This window comes from Microvirgula curvata (genome assembly GCF_054781615.1).
This window is the reverse complement of sequence record NZ_BAAGUB010000011.1, coordinates 35180-50695: the sequence shown is the minus strand read 5'-3', so window position 1 is coordinate 50695 and position 15516 is coordinate 35180. Positions and strand designations below refer to the sequence as shown.

General features: G+C 60.6%; 10 protein-coding genes and 2 pseudogenes. 8 read left to right on the top strand and 4 right to left on the bottom strand.

The annotated features are described in order from the left end of the window. The first annotated feature begins 20 nt into the window (after positions 1–20). The 6 genes and pseudogenes from ACYVG8_RS06020 to ACYVG8_RS05995 all read left to right on the top strand — a co-directional run bounded on the left by ACYVG8_RS06020 (position 21) and on the right by ACYVG8_RS05995 (position 7057). A complete protein-coding gene (locus ACYVG8_RS06020; RefSeq protein ID WP_460745168.1) occupies positions 21–1910 on the top strand; it encodes a hypothetical protein in 1890 nt (629 codons plus the stop codon). Beyond that, positions 1907–2731, top strand: a complete 825-nt coding sequence (locus ACYVG8_RS06015) for a hypothetical protein (RefSeq protein WP_460745167.1) — start codon at positions 1907–1909, stop codon at positions 2729–2731. Before ACYVG8_RS06020 ends, ACYVG8_RS06015 begins: the two co-directional genes overlap by 4 nt. Next, positions 2728–3486, top strand: coding sequence for a DUF6339 family protein (locus ACYVG8_RS06010; RefSeq protein ID WP_460745166.1), 759 nt, complete (start codon positions 2728–2730; stop codon positions 3484–3486). The genes ACYVG8_RS06015 and ACYVG8_RS06010 overlap by 4 nt, the downstream gene beginning before the upstream one ends. Positions 3487–3831: 345 nt before the next feature. After that, positions 3832–4065 (top strand): annotated as a pseudogene (locus ACYVG8_RS06005) (integrase core domain-containing protein); the annotation flags it as partial. Positions 4066–4141: 76 nt separating this feature from the next. Continuing rightward, positions 4142–5037 (top strand): annotated as a pseudogene (locus tag ACYVG8_RS06000) (IS3 family transposase); the annotation flags it as partial. A gap of 352 nt (positions 5038–5389) precedes the next feature. Then, a complete protein-coding gene (locus tag ACYVG8_RS05995; RefSeq protein ID WP_460745165.1) occupies positions 5390–7057 on the top strand; it encodes an ABC-F family ATP-binding cassette domain-containing protein in 1668 nt (555 codons plus the stop codon). A 321-nt stretch (positions 7058–7378) separates the two neighbouring features. On the opposite strand, the gene ACYVG8_RS05990 is transcribed toward ACYVG8_RS05995, so the two are convergent. The 4 genes from ACYVG8_RS05990 to ACYVG8_RS05975 form a co-directional block, all read right to left on the bottom strand. Next, on the bottom strand, positions 7379–8464 hold the full coding sequence (locus ACYVG8_RS05990) for a ribonucleotide-diphosphate reductase subunit beta (protein ID WP_028499623.1): 1086 nt from the start codon (positions 8462–8464) through the stop codon (positions 7379–7381). Positions 8465–8488: 24 nt separating this feature from the next. After that, a complete protein-coding gene (locus tag ACYVG8_RS05985) occupies positions 8489–9055 on the bottom strand; it encodes a hypothetical protein (protein ID WP_460745164.1) in 567 nt (188 codons plus the stop codon). A gap of 302 nt (positions 9056–9357) precedes the next feature. After that, positions 9358–12138 (bottom strand): ribonucleoside-diphosphate reductase subunit alpha, encoded by a 2781-nt coding sequence (locus tag ACYVG8_RS05980; RefSeq protein ID WP_028499621.1) that lies wholly within the window; start codon positions 12136–12138, stop codon positions 9358–9360. Positions 12139–12462: 324 nt separating this feature from the next. Next, on the bottom strand, positions 12463–12834 hold the full coding sequence (locus ACYVG8_RS05975) for a FlxA-like family protein (RefSeq protein ID WP_028499620.1): 372 nt from the start codon (positions 12832–12834) through the stop codon (positions 12463–12465). Positions 12835–13257: 423 nt separating this feature from the next. On the opposite strand from ACYVG8_RS05975, the gene ACYVG8_RS05970 reads away from it, so the two are divergent. Next, the gene (locus ACYVG8_RS05970) at positions 13258–14265 is read left to right on the top strand and encodes a cytochrome-c peroxidase (protein ID WP_084300124.1); all 1008 of its coding nucleotides are present in this window, start codon (positions 13258–13260) and stop codon (positions 14263–14265) included. Positions 14266–14433: 168 nt separating this feature from the next. Continuing rightward, positions 14434–15477 (top strand): histone deacetylase family protein, encoded by a 1044-nt coding sequence (locus tag ACYVG8_RS05965; RefSeq protein WP_028499618.1) that lies wholly within the window; start codon positions 14434–14436, stop codon positions 15475–15477. Positions 15478–15516 lie beyond the last annotated feature (39 nt).

The following is a 15516-nucleotide window of genomic DNA, read 5'->3' as shown; positions in this document are numbered from 1 at the left end:
GCCGCATCAAGGAGGTCACAATGATTGAACCGGTTTTTGAATTCCTGCCGAATCAGGCGGGCGAGAGTGAGGGGCTCGGTGATGCTGGGATCGAAACTTTTCGCGACAGCCCCTATGCTAGCTGCGGACGCGAGGCGGGGCAGAACAGCGCAGACGCTGCGATTGATTACCCCGTCAGAATGACATTTGACGTGCTTACGTTACCAACTTCAGAGCTTCCGGGCATCACTGTACTGAAAGACACTGTTCAGAGATGCCTCATTGATGCAAAGCAGGAAAAGGACAAGGACTTCTTCTTGCAGGCAAAAGAATTGCTGGGAAAGCAAACTACGAAGATTCTAAGAATAAGTGATTACAATACCAAAGGGCTCACAGGCCCCTCGGGGGAGGAAGGAACGCCTTTCCATTCTTTGCTCAAGGGGGCCGGGATCAGCAACAAAGCAACGGAAACCTCCGGAGGCTCATTCGGGATTGGCAAAAACGCGGCGTTCGCCGTCTCCGATCTGCAAACCGTATTCTATTCGACAACATACCGCGACAGGGAGGAGGTATTGCGGTTTGCGGCGCAGGGTAAATGTCGGATGGTCTCCCACGTTGACAGTAGCGGTACAAAACGGCGTGCCACTGGTTACTGGGGAGTCCCGGATGGGTATGTCGCAATCGAGGATCTTGCAAAGGTTCCCACGTGGATGCGTCGCACAGAAGTCGGCACGAGCATTTTTTGTGCGGGATTCAGGCAGATCGACACTTGGGCTTGGTCGATCGCGTATTCCCTGCTTACGAATTTCTTCGCGGCATTGCATCGAGATAGGATGGCTTTTGAGATCAACGATGGAGAGATCAAACTCAACCACAATACCGTCGCCGCGATGTTCGTTGACCCGCGCATAATCGCTGCGGCAGAAGCCGACGGCCAGAGAAGTCAACTGGACTTTTCGCGTGACCTGTTCAGGTGTCTCACGTCGCCGGATGCTATTGATATTAAATACGACGTCCAAGGGCTCGGCACTATGCGCTTTTGCATTCTGGTTGAAGATGGTCTTCAAAAAAGAGTGGGGATCGTACGTAACGGGATGTTGATTACGTCCGAACTTCAGCAATTCGGAGACAAGCTGCAGCGGTTCGTCGGGATGCGAGAGTTTGTTATGTTTGTGGAGCCTGTTTCCGACGCTGCAAGCAAGCAGATGAAGTCGATCGAGAATCCTCGACACGACAGCTTTTCTGCCAATCGACTTTCAGATCCAGCGAAGCGGCAGGCAGCAACCAGTGCCATGAAGCAGCTCATCAAAGACCTGCGACGGCAGATCGGACAGACTGCGGCGATCGATGAGGATGAAGAGGTCACCCTCGACGAGCTGGCGAGATTCTTTGCCGAGGACGCAAGCGGCACCACGCCGCCCGATCCGGCCGCGGAAAATGATCCTGAGAAATATGTCTACACGCCTGCTCGAAAGACAAAGGCACGCCCGCAAAGCTCGCATGAGAATTCCGGGAATGAAGGCGGTGACAACGACCAGGAGACAAAGAGAAGTCGTGGCAAACGCTCCGGCGACAAACAAGGGCCGGGGGCTGGAAGCGGCGGTAGCGGCAAACAAGGGAAAGTACCGCCTCTGAAGTTGCGGGACCTCAGGACCGCAATTCCAAAGAACGGCGCGGATGCCTGGAAGAGAACAATATGGTTCACACCTACCGTTTCAGGTAAGGCCACAGTTAAGCTCGAAGCAACCGGTTTGCACACCGGGGAGCCGCTGCCTGTAGTGACAGCCAGCACAGGTTCGGTTCGCAATGGGAGCGTCGAACTAGATCTCAACGAGGGGGTGCGGATCTCCTTGGGGGTGACATTGGACGCGCCGTACGCAGGGCCGATCGAAGTGTTTGCAACAGCGGAAACACAGGAGGCAGAGGCATGAGGTTTTCCGATAACATGCGCTTCGCCCATCCTGTGCTGACAGCCGAGACCGGTGACTTCGACGAAGGTAGCTTTGCCCTTGATACCGAAGTTGAGGAAATCATCGAAACCGGCAAGGTAAGCATTCGCTACGAGATCGAACTGACGGAGCCGTCCATCAGAAAGCTGGTCGAGAACGGCCAGGCTACCGTCGGAATTTTCGTCAGGTGCAAAGACACTTTCTATTCCGACCTGCGGGAACTGGATTGGCCCAAGGGGAAGGTCGAGTTCGAGAAGGGCTCGCTTCTCAATCGTGTAACTGTACGTCCGGTCATTTGGCTGTCGCAACCGTTGGCCGGATGGAGGCCGGGCAATGTGCATTCGGAGTTCACTCTACCCCTGAGCCTTGTCGCCGGGGATATTCTTGCCCTCGATGAAGAGCAGGTTCTGAGCGTTGGCCAAGCCAAGCTAGCCCCGATGGAGAGCATTTTTGCGCTCGTGGCGTCGCCATCTCAGCCGGAAGGTCAGCTAAGTGTCAAGCTTGATGCCGAGAAGATAACCATTCTCACCGACGAGAGCACGTTCAAGATGGTCAATGCCCTGCGACACTCACCGGCTAGAGCTGCTCTCTTGAGCTCAGTGTATCTGCCCGCGCTTATGGAAGTGCTCGATACGCTTCGGGAGAACCCCGGCGCGTATGGTAACCGACGCTGGAAGCAGCCGTTCTCGGCGAAGTGCACGTTGGCCAATATCGATTACAACGGAAGCCTATTTGATAACGCGCAGATGTTGCTGGAAATGCCTGTAAGTCGGCTTGATGTGATCACGGAGGACATGGTGTGAGCAAACTCAAATTTCTCTCACAGGACGTCATGGATAACCTGAAAGCACAGGTCTCCGCTCACCGTGCACGGTATGAAACTGGCGGTTTTCTGGACCTCGAACTCGGCAATGGGTGGGCAATCGAGCTTTCAACCGTTTCAATTGATGGAGCAGCATTCGCAAATCTCGACATGTCCTCGACTAAACCTGAAGTCGAAATCAAGAATTCGCTGAAGGTTTTCGAGGCGCTTCCGGGCATGACTCCAGCTATAGCCCGTGAAGGGCGCATATGGAGCAGGCTCACTCATGTAGAGGGCTTCGAATACTCAAGGGCCCGTTGGCTTTCGGGAGCTAGCGGTGCGGGGGTAGACAAGGCTGTTCTTGATCACTTTTTTGGGACGGGTCTCACCTCGATCCGGGACGATAATGCAATTGGGCGCCTCTGGTGGAATGCAAGAATCGCGAAAATCGCGGCCGGCGCAGGGGATCATGAACAGGCACTGGGCCTGATACTCAAGAGTGCCGATATCCGGAGCAACTTCGTAGAACGCTCTCGCACGACGAGCAGGCCAAAACTCGCTCAGGGACTGATCCGCATTATGGTTGCGGAACCATGGATAACTTCGGGTGAAGCAAATTTCCGCCACCTCATGAAAGTGCTTAATCGTAATGGGGGGGGCATCCTTTTCGAGGTCCTCTCTGTCGGGGAGATTGATAAATTTCTCTTGGCGACTGCGACTGATGCCATGAAGCAATCTGGATCGCTGCACGTTTGATAGACTTCTTGTACCCGCTTTCCTTGTGGCTCTAAGACTGCTTGGTATTGCGTAGCAGACATTTGGTCCTTGCGCCCGGAATGTACGTTTTGGCCAAGCTGCAGTCAGCGAATAGCCATGCCGGGCGATTGCTCTAGTCTGATACCTGCTGTTGAGCCTTTCTTGGCTCGACCGGCAGCAACGGATCAGAAACCGTACCTAGCTACTGAGGAACGTGGTCGCTCAGGCCAGATTGATCTGCTCCCGGATTTTTACTCCACGGTAAACTGGAATTTCTAACCTGTCGCGAGCACTTATCCACAGGAGCGGCAGCATGAAGAAGTCACGGTTCACGGAAGAGCAGATCCCGGCAAGCCTACCGATAACGCGTTCATCGAGTCGTTCAACGGCAGCTTCCGCGATGAGTGCCTGAACGCGCACTGATTTCTGTCACTGGAGGATGCGCAAAACAAGGTCGAAAAATGGCGCCAGGACTACAATGAATTTCGGCCTCACAGCGCCATTGGCAATCTGACGCCAAGCGCATTTGCGGACCAGTACCACGTTTTATCCACAGGCGAGCAAGGTGAGAGTTTCTAGTTCTGCCTAGAGTAAATCTTGGGGGCGGATCAACAGTCCTGATTGCTAATTTATGACTGGGATACCGGGCGGGGGAAGGTCAAAGAAGATGTACGCCGAGGAACGCCTGAAGACCGATGTCCTGAAAGAAGCCATCGAAAAAAAGTGGTAAGGCCATCTCATCGACGTGAGATGGCTATGCGTGCCGTGCGGGATCGCTCCCTGACCGTCAAGGCGGCCTGTGCGGCGTTTGGCGTGAGTGAGACCTGCTACCGATATCGTGCCAAGGGCTCGGTAGAGAACGAGCTTATTGCCGATTGGCTGGTCAGGCTGGCCCACAACCAGCGCAACTGGGGCTTCAGCCTGTGCTTCCTGTACCTGCGTAACGTCAAGGGCTTTGGCTGGAACCACAAGCGCGTGTATTGCATTTACCGGCAGTTGGAACTGAACCTGCGTATCAAGCCGCGCAAGCGGCTGGTTCGAGAGCAACCGGAGCCGCTGGTGGTACCACAGGCATTGAATGAAAGCTGGTCGATGGACTTTATGCACGACCAATTAGCCGATGGCCGTAGCATCCGGCTCTTCAACGTTATCGACGACTTCAACCGCGAGGGGCTGTGCGTCGATGTGGACTTCTCCCTGCCGTCACTACGGGTGATTCGGGCGCTGGAGCAGATCATCGAGTGGCGTGGTCGACCACAGGCGATTCGGTGCGACAACGGCCCTGAATACGTCAGCGGAGCGTTGAAAGACTGGGCCGAAAAGCGCGGGATCAGGCTGCAGTTCATCCAGCCAGGCAAGCCCCAGCAGAACGCCTGTATCGAGCGGTACAACCGAACCGTACGGTATGACTGGCTGGCGCATTACCTGTTCGAAACCGTCGCGGAGGTCCAGGACTACGCCACGAAATGGCTATGGTCGTACAATCACGAACGCCCGAACATGGCCCTCGGTGGCATTACACCGAAACAACGATTGGCCATCATGGCCTAGCCTCTACTTCTGGCGACCGCTAAAAATGGGGGGAGTACCGTTGGCTTACGCGTGCTACTCGGCCAAAGCGGTCTGCTACCCCATTTGTCCTGAACGTCTGCTCAGAGTCAAATACCGGCCATTTCTCTGTTGCCGGCACCGAACGTCAGCTTTCTTCCCCTTTGGAGCGCGTAGGGGCGTGTTACCATCTGCGCCGCGCCGTTTTTATTGCTTTGCAGCATGCGGCGGCGCCACGCTGCCGAGGCAGCACCCTTGTCCTGATGCGGCCAACGTTGGCCGCATTGCCTGTCGTCTTCCCGCCTTGTCGCCGGTCGCGGCGTAACCTGTTTCCTGCCGCCGCACGGCGCTTCCCATGATCATTCTGAAAAACGTGGCCTTGCGCCGCGGTACCAAAGTCCTGCTCGACAACGCGTCGGTGACGCTCAATCCTGGCGAGAAAGTCGGCCTGGTCGGCCGCAACGGCGCCGGCAAATCCTCGCTGTTCGCGGTGCTGAACGGCTCGCTGCACGAAGACGGCGGCGATGTGTCGATCCCGTCGCAGTGGCGCATGTCGCAGGTGGCGCAGGACATGCCGGAAACGGCGCAGACGGCGACCGAGTTCGTGGTCGAAGGCGATGCCATCCTGCTCGCCGCGCAGCGGGAGGTGACCGAGGCCGAGGCCGGCGAAGACTATATGCGCATGGCGCACGCCTATACCGCGCTCAACGATGCCGGCGCCCACGACGCGCCGGCCCGGGCGCAGGCACTGATTCTCGGCTTGGGTTTCAGTGTCGCCGAGTTGCAGCAGCCAGTGAACAGCTTCTCCGGCGGCTGGCGCATGCGGCTGCAACTGGCGCGCGCGCTGATGTGTCCGTCCGATCTGCTGCTGCTGGACGAGCCGACCAACCACCTGGATCTGGATGCGCTGGTGTGGCTGGAGGCGTGGCTGAAGCAGTACGCCGGTACCATGGTGGTGATCAGCCATGACCGCGAATTCCTCGATGCCGTCACCACGGTGACGCTGCACGTCGACAACGCCAAGCTGGTGCGCTACGGCGGCAATTACAGCAAGTTCGAGTACATGCGTGCCGAACAGCTGACCCTGCAGCAGGCGGCGCAGGCCAAGCAGCAGGAAAAGATGGCGCACCTGCAGAAGTTCATCGACCGCTTCAAGGCCAAGGCCAGCAAGGCCAAGCAGGCGCAGAGCCGCGTCAAGGCGCTGGAGCGGATGGAGAAGATCGCGCCGGTGCTGGCTGACGCCGACTTCCAGTTCGAATTCAAGGAGCCGATGAGCCTGCCGAACTCGATGCTGTCGATGACCGGCGCGGCGTTCGGCTATCCGGCAATGGATGGCGCGCCGGCAGACACACCGCCGACGGTGATCGTGCGCAACGTCAACCGCACCGTGCTGGCCGGCCAGCGCATCGGCATTCTCGGCGCCAACGGCCAGGGCAAGTCGACGCTGGTGAAAACCGTGGCCGAGGCGCTGCAGGCGGTCGGCGGCGAGATCATCCGCGGCAAGGGGCTGAACATCGGCTACTTCTCGCAACAGGAACTGGACGTGCTGCGGCCGGAGGACGATCCGCTGCAGCACATGTTCCGCCTGGCGCGCGACACCCCGGCGGCGATGCGGCCGTCGGCGAATGACTGCCGCGAGCAGGGGCTGCGCAATTTCCTCGGCACCTTCAACTTCAGCGGCGACATGGTGAAGCAGGCGGTCGGCAGCATGAGCGGCGGCGAGAAGGCGCGGCTGGTGCTGTGCATGATCGTGTGGCAGCGGCCGAACCTGCTGCTGCTGGATGAACCGACCAACCATCTGGACCTCGCCACCCGCGAGGCGCTGAGCGTGGCGCTGAACGAGTTCGAAGGCTCGGTGATGCTGGTCAGCCACGACCGGGCGTTGCTGCGCGCGGTGTGTGACGAATTCTGGATGGTGTCGCGTGGCGGGGTCAGCGATTTCGCGGGCGATCTGGACGATTACCAGGTCTACCTGCTGGAAGAGGCCAAGCGCCGGCGAGAAGAGGCGGCCGGCAAGCGCTGAGCCGGCCCGTCTGCGCGTTACCTCCTTGCGGCCAATCATGGGGCAGGATTACCTGCAGGAGCCGGGGCAGTCCACTTCCAATAGGTAAGCGGCCATTTTTCATCGAGCCGTCGAACGTCAGTTTTGGCCGAGAAGCGAGCGCATGCCAATGTTCAAGCAAGAGGTTACTTCCGATTACTGATACTGCCGATCGCAACATGGAAAGGGCCCTGTAACGACAGGGCCCTTTCTTCTCGCAAAGCAAGATTTCATGCTTTGGTTATCGGAAATTTCAACTTTTGACTACAAAATTTCAACCTTTCCGATTTCCGACGACCCCCCTCAATCCCAATTCAAAGCCCCGCCCGTCTGATACTCCGTCACCCGGGTCTCGAAGAAGTTCTTTTCCTTCTTCAGGTCGATCATCTCGCTCATCCACGGGAACGGGTTGCTGGCGCCGGGGAACAGTTCGGTCAGGCCGATCTGCTGCATGCGGCGGTTGCAGATAAAGCGCAGGTATTCCTTGAACTGCGGGGCGTTCAGGCCGAGCACGCCGCGCGGCATGGTGTCTTCGGCGTATGCGTATTCGAGGTCGACTGCCTTGCGGAACAGCTCGTCCAGGCTGGCCTTGAAGCTGTCGGTCCACAGTTCCGGGTTTTCCAGCTTGATGGTGTTGATCAGGTCGATGCCGAAATTGCAGTGCATCGACTCGTCGCGCAGGATGTACTGGTACTGCTCGGCGGCGCCGGTCATCTTGTTCTGGCGGCCGAGGGCGAGGATCTGCACGAAGCCGACGTAGAAGAACAGGCCTTCCATGATGCAGGCAAACACGATCAGCGACTTCAGCAGTTGCTGGTCGGTTTCCAGCGTGCCGGTCTTGAAGGCCGGGTTGCACAGCGCGTCGATAAACGGGATCAGGAACTCGTCCTTGTCGCGGATCGAGGCGATCTCGTTGTAGGCGTTGAAGATTTCGCCTTCGTCCAGGCCGAGGCTTTCGACGATGTACTGGTAGGCGTGGGTGTGGATGGCCTCGTCGAAGGCCTGGCGCAGCAGGAACTGGCGGCATTCCGGCGACGTGATCTGGCGGTAGGTGCCGAGCACGATATTGTTGGCAGCCAGGCTGTCGGCGGTGACGAAGAAGCCGAGGTTGCGCTTGACGATGCGCATTTCGTCTTCGCTCAGCTGGCCGGTCTTCCACTGCTCGATGTCGCGCTGCATGTTCACTTCCTGCGGCATCCAGTGGTTTGCGCACTGGGCCAGGTACTTCTCCCATGCCCACTTGTGTTTGAACGGCACCAGCTGGTTCACGTCGGTCTTGCCGTTGATGATGCGCTTGTCGACCGCGTTGACGCGGTTCGGCATGGCGGTGGCAGTCGGATTGGCCGGTACGGCCGGCGCGGCGATGTCGTTGTCTTCAAATGTCAGCATGTCGGTTCCTGTCGGGTACGTCGATTATTGGGTAAGGGGGGAGAGCAGCCGCACGTCGATCGGCGAGAGGTCCTCCACGTGCCAGACGCGGCGGATATGGCCGAAGTCGCGCGGGCGGCCGTCGCGCAGCAGCAGTTCCGGCCGGTACGACAGATCGAGCCGGATCTCGCCGAGATAGACGGCACGACCGGCGGTCACGGTAAACGGCGCGCTCATCGGCATCCGGATGATCTGCCGCGTACGCCAGCCGGCGATCTCCTGCGGGTAGTAGCCGATGGCCTCGACAAAGCGGTAGTTGCCCGGCAGCAGCGTCAGCAGGGCCAGCTTGCCTTCGACCGGCGACGAGCCGGCTTCGCCGAACACCGAGTCGGTCAGCAGGCTGGCGTGGATGTTGCCACCCCGGCCAGGCGCGCCGTCCGGCACGTAAATCGCCTCGATCGAGCTCGCATCCGGCTCGAAAGCCAGCGCGGTCATCGACACGATGGCGTAGCCGTAGCCGGGCGGCGGTTGCAGGCTGCCGTTCAGTTGTTTGGCAACCGTGGCGCAGCCGGCCAGGGTCAGGCAGCAGATCAGTAACAGCAGGCGTTTCATGACGCTCTCTCCAATCGACGACGGGAACAGACAGGTGACGATTGTGCTTATACACCTGTCCGCCCGCCGTGGGCTGCGTGCCTTAACTGCGCCTCAACCACCGCCTGCGATCTTGCCTGTTGGCAAGATTCTCGCCCTGCGGGCTGGCTCCTGCTGTCGCAGGAGCGTCCGGGTTGTGGCTGCGCCTCAACCACCGCCTGCGATCTTGCCTACTGGCAAGATTCGCGCCCTGCGGGCTGGCTCCTGCTGTCGCAGGAGTGTCCGGGTTGTGGCTGCGCCTCAACCACCGCCTGCGATCTTGCCTACTGGCAAGATTCGCAGTCGGGGTTGTCGATCGAGCAGAACTTCATGTCCGTCGCCGGGACGGCCGGCGGGGCGGCGACCGGGACGGCGTTCAGCTCGCCGCCACGACCGGTGGACTTCTCGGCACTGGTCGCGGCCAGCGTGCGGAGGTAGTAGGTCGTTTTCAGACCGCGTACCCACGCATGCTTGTACAGCGTGTCCAGCTTCTTGCCCGAGGCGCCGGCCATGTACAGGTTCAGACTCTGTGCCTGGTCGATCCACTTCTGGCGCCGGCTGGCGGCTTCGACCAGCCAGCTCGGGTCGAGGTCGAATGCCGTCGCGTACAGGGCTTTCACCTCGGCCGGGATGCGTTCGATCGGGCCGAGGTCGCCATCGAAGTATTTCAGGTCGGCCAGCATCACCTTGTCCCACAGCCCCAGACGCTTCAGGTCGCGGACCAGGTACTCGTTGACCACGGTGAACTCGCCGGACAGGTTCGATTTGACGAACAGGTTCTTGTACGTCGGTTCGATACTGGCCGACACGCCGATGATGTTGGCGATGGTCGCGGTCGGGGCGATGGCCAGGCAGTTCGAGTTGCGCATGCCGAACTGCTTGATGCGGGCCCGCAGGCGGTCCCAGTCCAGCGTGGTCGAGCGGTCGACTTCCAGCCAGCCGCCGCGCGACTCGGCCAGCAGGTCGAGGCTGTCGTGCGGCAGGATGCCGCGGCTCCACAGGCTGCCGTCGTAGGTCTGGTAGGTGCCGCGTTCCTCGGCCAGTGAGGTCGAGGCCCAGTAGGCGTGGTAGGCAATGCTTTCCATCGAACGGTCGGCGAACTCGACTGCTGCGTCGGAGCCGTAGGCCAGGCCCAGCGCATGCAGTGCGTCCTGGAAGCCCATCAGGCCCATGCCGACCGGGCGGTGGCGCATATTGGCGTTGCGGGCCTTTTCGACCGGGTAGAAGTTCAGGTCGATCACGTTGTCCAGCATGCGCATGGCGGTGCGCACGGTGCCGGCGAGCTTGGCGTCGTCGAGCTGGCCATTGCGGATATGGTTGGCCAGGTTGACCGAGCCGAGGTTGCACACGGCGATTTCGCTGTCGCTGGTGTTCAGCGTGATCTCGGTGCACAGGTTCGAGCTGTGGACCACGCCCATGTGCTGCTGCGGGCTGCGCAGGTTGCACGGGTCCTTGAACGTCAGCCACGGGTGGCCGGTCTCGAACAGCATGGTCAGCATCTTGCGCCACAGGTCCAGCGCGCGCAGGCGCTTGTAGACGCGCAGCTCGCCGCGCTCGCCCATGGCTTCGTACTCGGCGTAGCGGCGGGCGAAGGCCTTGCCGGTCAGGTCGTGCAGGTCCGGGGTTTCGCTCGGGCTGAACAGCGACCACGGGCCGTCTTCCATCACCCGCTGCATGAACAGGTCCGGCACCCAGTTGGCAGTGTTCATGTCATGGGTGCGGCGACGGTCGTCACCGGTGTTCTTGCGCAGTTCGAGGAATTCCTCGATGTCGGCGTGCCAGGTTTCCAGGTAGGCGCACACCGCGCCCTTGCGCTTGCCGCCTTGGTTGACCGCGACGGCAGTGTCGTTGGCCACCTTCAGGAACGGGACCACGCCCTGGCTCTTGCCGTTGGTGCCCTTGATATGGCTGCCGAGCGAGCGCACCGGGGTCCAGTCGTTGCCGAGGCCGCCGGCGTACTTGGACAGCAGCGCGTTTTCCTTGATGCCGTCGAAAATCTCGGTCAGGTCATCACCCAGCGTGGTCAGGTAGCAGCTGGACAGCTGGCTGTGCAGGGTGCCGGCGTTGAACAGTGTCGGCGTCGAGCTCATGAAGTCGAAGCTGGACAGCACGCGGTAGAACTCGATCGCGCGGTCGTTGCGTTCGGCTTCGTTCAGCGCCAGGCCCATCGCCACGCGCATGAAGAAGGTCTGCGGCAGTTCGATGCGGCGGCCTTCGATATGCAGGAAGTAGCGGTCGTACAGGGTCTGCAGGCCGAGATAGCCGAATTGCAGGTCGGCGTCGGCGTTCAGCGCCTGGCCCAGGCGGGCAAGGTCGAATTCGCCCAGACGCGGGTCGAGCAGCTCGGCCTGGATGCCGCGCTGGATGGCGCCGGGGAAGGCGTCGGCGTACAGCGCGGCCATGTCGGTCTGCGCCACATGGCGACCGAGCACTTCGCCGCGGATCGAATCCAGCAGCAGGCGGGCGGTGACCTTGTCGTAGGCCGGGTCGCGCTCGATCATCTGCCGGGCGCACATGACCACGGCGCGGCCGACTTCGGCTTCGCTGACGCCGTCGTACAGGTTCTTCAGCGTGTCGCCAAGGATGGCGGCCGGGTCGGTATCGGCTTCCAGGCCGATGCAGGCGGTATGCACCAGCGTGGCCATCCGGTCCAGATCCAGCGGCGCGCGGCTGCCGTCGGCACGGGTGACGTGCAGGGTGGGGGCGGCGGCCAGGCCCAGTGCCTCGCGGGCAGCGCGGCGCTCGGCGGCGCGGCGTTCGCGGTACAGCACGTAGGCGCGGGCCACTTCCTGCTCGCCGGCGCGCATCAGGGCCAGTTCGACCTGGTCCTGGATGTCTTCGATATGGATCGGGCCGCCTTCCGGGCGGCGGCGGATCAGGGCTGCCACCACGGTGGCGGTCAGGTGTTCCACTTCATCGCGCAGGCGGCTGGAGCCGCCGGCTTCGCTGCCGAGCACGGCCAGGAAAGCCTTGCTCAAGGCGACGGAAATCTTGTCAGGGGCAAACGGCACCACGTCGCCGTTGCGACGGATGCACTGGTATGAGGCGGTGGATGCGACAGACATCGTTGGGAGCTCCTTTGCTGGGACGCTTGTGTCGGCTGAAAACCCGTGCCAGGCGGGTTTTTACACAATATGTGCTGCTGTTTTCATAGTTGTTGCACAAATTGTAGTAGTCATTGTCTGTTCATGACAAGGCATGGACATAACGGTTTTCCAGCCGACGACGATATCCGCAGCGCGTTTTTCGCCTGCGTTCAAGCACTTGCGGGAGGGGGTGTTTTTTGTACGGGGTGTGGGGCGGATGCAACGGGTGACGGACGGCAGGGCAGAAACGAAAAGCGGCGGATCACGTGATCCGCCGCCTGGACTGCTGTTCCGCAACACTCCTCAGGCGAAGTCGTCGACCTGGGTGCCGGTGTTCGAGGGGCTGGCGACGCTGGCGGTCGGTGTCTTGACCTCCGTGCCGGGCTTGGGGTCCCTGGACGGTTCGGTGCCGCCCTGCTTGCCCTGGCTGGCACGTTCCTTCTCCAGCCGGGCGATTTCGGCCTGCAGCATCTGGATCGACGCCTCGATGATGCGCTGCTGCTTCTCTTTCTCTGCCGGCGACAGCTTCGCGTCCTTCAGTTCCTGCGCCTGCTTGTACAGATCCTGAACCTGCTGCTTCAGGTCGGCGATCTTCTTGCCGAGGCTGTCGGTGGCGCCGGTCGACATTCTGGTCGACGAGGCCGAGCTGCTGAGGTTGACGGAGATCGAGGTCATGTCCGGTGCGTCCTGTGATTCGTTGTGCCTGTTATCGACCGGATGCGCCAGGTATTTAATTTTTTCTGTTTTGCAGAATGAAGAATTGAATTAAAAATGGCGTGTCAGGACAAATTTATTCTTTTTTTTATCTGTCAGGCATAACGCCGTTTATTTGCCGTAAAACATTGGCTGTTTCGGTTTTTTCATTCGGCGATAGCCAATGTTAATCGAAGTGATTTAAAAAATTTATAACAAAAAATCCTTTTGTAATCAACGTGTTGATTTTGCTGTTTGCCTGATACGGTCGATAGCCTGAGCTTGTTGACTTCGGTCAATACTGTGCATATTGAAAGCCAATAGCATTTTATGCGGATGGACTGGTCATTGGCGCAACAGGCCAATAGATATTGGGTACGACGTCGTGAATCAAGGAGGCCGTAAATGAGTAAAAAACTATTTCAGATTGGCGCGATTGCCAGCGTGATGCTGACTGCCGGCTGGGTATGGGCAGACAGCGCAGCAGGGGACGAGCCGATTCAGCCGATCGCCCCGTACAAGCTGACGCAGCCGGCCAAGGCCGAACTGGGCAAGAAGCTGTGGTTTGATCCGCGGCTGTCGCGTTCCGGCTTCATCTCCTGTAACTCCTGCCACAACCTGAGCATGGGCGGTTCGGACAACCTGAAGACCTCGATCGGCCACAACTGGCAGAAAGGCCCGATCAACTCGCCGACGGTGCTGAACTCCAGTCTGAACCTGGCGCAGTTCTGGGACGGCCGGGCGAAGAACCTGCAGGAACAGGCCGGCGGCCCGATCGCCAACCCGGGCGAAATGGCGTCGACGCATACGCTGGCGGTCGACGTGCTGCAGTCCATCCCGCAGTACCGCCAGGAATTCGCCAGGGTGTACGGTTCGGACAAGATCGATATCAACCGCATCACCGACGCGATCGCCGTGTTCGAGGAAACGCTGGTCACGCCGAACTCGCGCTTCGACAAGTGGCTCAAGGGCGACAAGAAGGTGCTGACCGCCCAGGAACTGGCCGGTTACCAGCTGTTCAAGAACAGCGGCTGCGTGGCCTGCCACAATGGTCCGGCCGTCGGTGGCGCCTCGTTCCAGAAAATGGGGCTGGTCACGCCGTACAAGACCGACAACCCGGCGATCGGCCGTGCCGCGGTGACCGGCAAGGATGCCGACCGCTTCAACTTCAAGGTGCCGACCCTGCGCAACGTCGAACTGACCTATCCGTACTTCCACGACGGCGCGGCGGCCACGCTGTCCGAAGCGGTGGACACGATGGGCAAGCTGCAGCTCGGCAAGCAGTTCACCAGGAGCGAGAACGCCAATATCGTGGCCTTCCTGAAGACGCTGACCGGCGACCAGCCGAAGATCGACATGCCGATCCTGCCGCCGTCGGCTGACAACACCCCGCGCCCGCATCCGTTCGACTGACCCGTCGACCGGCCAGCCGGCAACAGGCCCCGCCCGCGAGCGGGGTTTTTTGCGTCGGGCCGGCTTCCTGATCCAGGGCAGCACATTTTGCCTGCGGGTGGCGTAGGGTGAATGCATGCCGCCGACGCGTCGCCGGGTGGCCGTTTCTCTATGGGAGTGTTTTTTCCGATGCTGACTGTGTACACCGAGCAACATCGCCTTCAGCATGGCAATGCCGAACTGGTGGATGGCACGCTGAAACCGTGCTTCGAGAACCCTTCGCGCGCTGACATGGTGCTGGCCGAAGTCGACCGGGCCGGATTCGAGCGCATTGCGCCGACCGACCATGGCAAGGCGCCGATCCTGGCAGTGCATCGCGACAACTACGTGCGTTTTCTGGAAACGTTCTGGTCGCGCTGGACCGCGCCAAGCCGGCGCTCGAAAACCGGCCGCACCTATGATGCGCTGCCGCTGATCTGGCCGACGCGCTGCTTCCGCCAGATCGAGCCGCAGGACATCGACGGCCAGCTGGGCTATTTCTCCATGGACGCCGGCACGCCGGTGACCGCCGGCACCTGGCCTGCCGCCTACTGGTCGGCGCAGACCGCCCTGACCGGTGCCGATCGCCTGCTGGCCGGCGAGCGGGCCGCGTTCGCGCTGTGCCGTCCGCCGGGGCACCATGCCGCGGCCGACGTCTTTGGCGGCTACTGCTTCTTCAACAATGCCGCGATCGCTGCCCAGCATCTGCGCGACAGCGGGCTGGGCCGGGTGGCGATCCTGGACGTCGACTACCACCACGGCAATGGCACGCAGCAGATTTTCTATGACCGTGCCGATGTGCTGTTCGTGTCCATCCACGGTGACCCGCGCACCGAGTTTCCGTTCTATCTGGGGTTTGCCGACGAGCGCGGCGCCGGGGAGGGGGAAGGGTGCAACCTGAACCTGCCGCTGCCGGCCGGCAGCGACGTTCCGACCTGGATGGCGGCGCTGGAACAGGCGTGCACGGCGATTGCGGCTTTCCGGCCCGATGCGCTGGTGGTGTCGCTGGGGCTGGATACCTATGAGGGAGATCCGATCTCGACCTTCAAGCTGAAAACGGCCGATTTTCATGCCGTCGGCGCCCGGCTGGCCCGGCTGGGCCTGCAGACGCTGTTCTGCCTGGAGGGCGGCTATGCGGTCGGACCGATCGGCGAGAATGCCGTCAGCGTGCTGAACGGCTTCGACGGTCACTGAGTGAAACGGCGGCGGCCGGGACAGGAGCCCGGCCGCCGG

What these genes read in the sequence shown, in the direction of transcription:
- ACYVG8_RS05975 (WP_028499620.1), bottom strand. Translation starts at nt 12,834, where the DNA reads ATGACCTCGATCTCCGTCAACCTCAGCAGCTCGGCCTCGTCGACCAGA.
- ACYVG8_RS05990 (WP_028499623.1), bottom strand. Translation starts at nt 8,464, where the DNA reads ATGCTGACATTTGAAGACAACGACATCGCCGCGCCGGCCGTACCGGCC.
- ACYVG8_RS05965 (WP_028499618.1), top strand. Translation starts at nt 14,434, where the DNA reads ATGCTGACTGTGTACACCGAGCAACATCGCCTTCAGCATGGCAATGCC.
- ACYVG8_RS05970 (WP_084300124.1), top strand. Translation starts at nt 13,258, where the DNA reads ATGAGTAAAAAACTATTTCAGATTGGCGCGATTGCCAGCGTGATGCTG.
- ACYVG8_RS05980 (WP_028499621.1), bottom strand. Translation starts at nt 12,138, where the DNA reads ATGTCTGTCGCATCCACCGCCTCATACCAGTGCATCCGTCGCAACGGC.
- ACYVG8_RS06015 (WP_460745167.1), top strand. Translation starts at nt 1,907, where the DNA reads ATGAGGTTTTCCGATAACATGCGCTTCGCCCATCCTGTGCTGACAGCC.
- ACYVG8_RS06020 (WP_460745168.1), top strand. Translation starts at nt 21, where the DNA reads ATGATTGAACCGGTTTTTGAATTCCTGCCGAATCAGGCGGGCGAGAGT.
- ACYVG8_RS05985 (WP_460745164.1), bottom strand. Translation starts at nt 9,055, where the DNA reads ATGAAACGCCTGCTGTTACTGATCTGCTGCCTGACCCTGGCCGGCTGC.
- ACYVG8_RS05995 (WP_460745165.1), top strand. Translation starts at nt 5,390, where the DNA reads ATGATCATTCTGAAAAACGTGGCCTTGCGCCGCGGTACCAAAGTCCTG.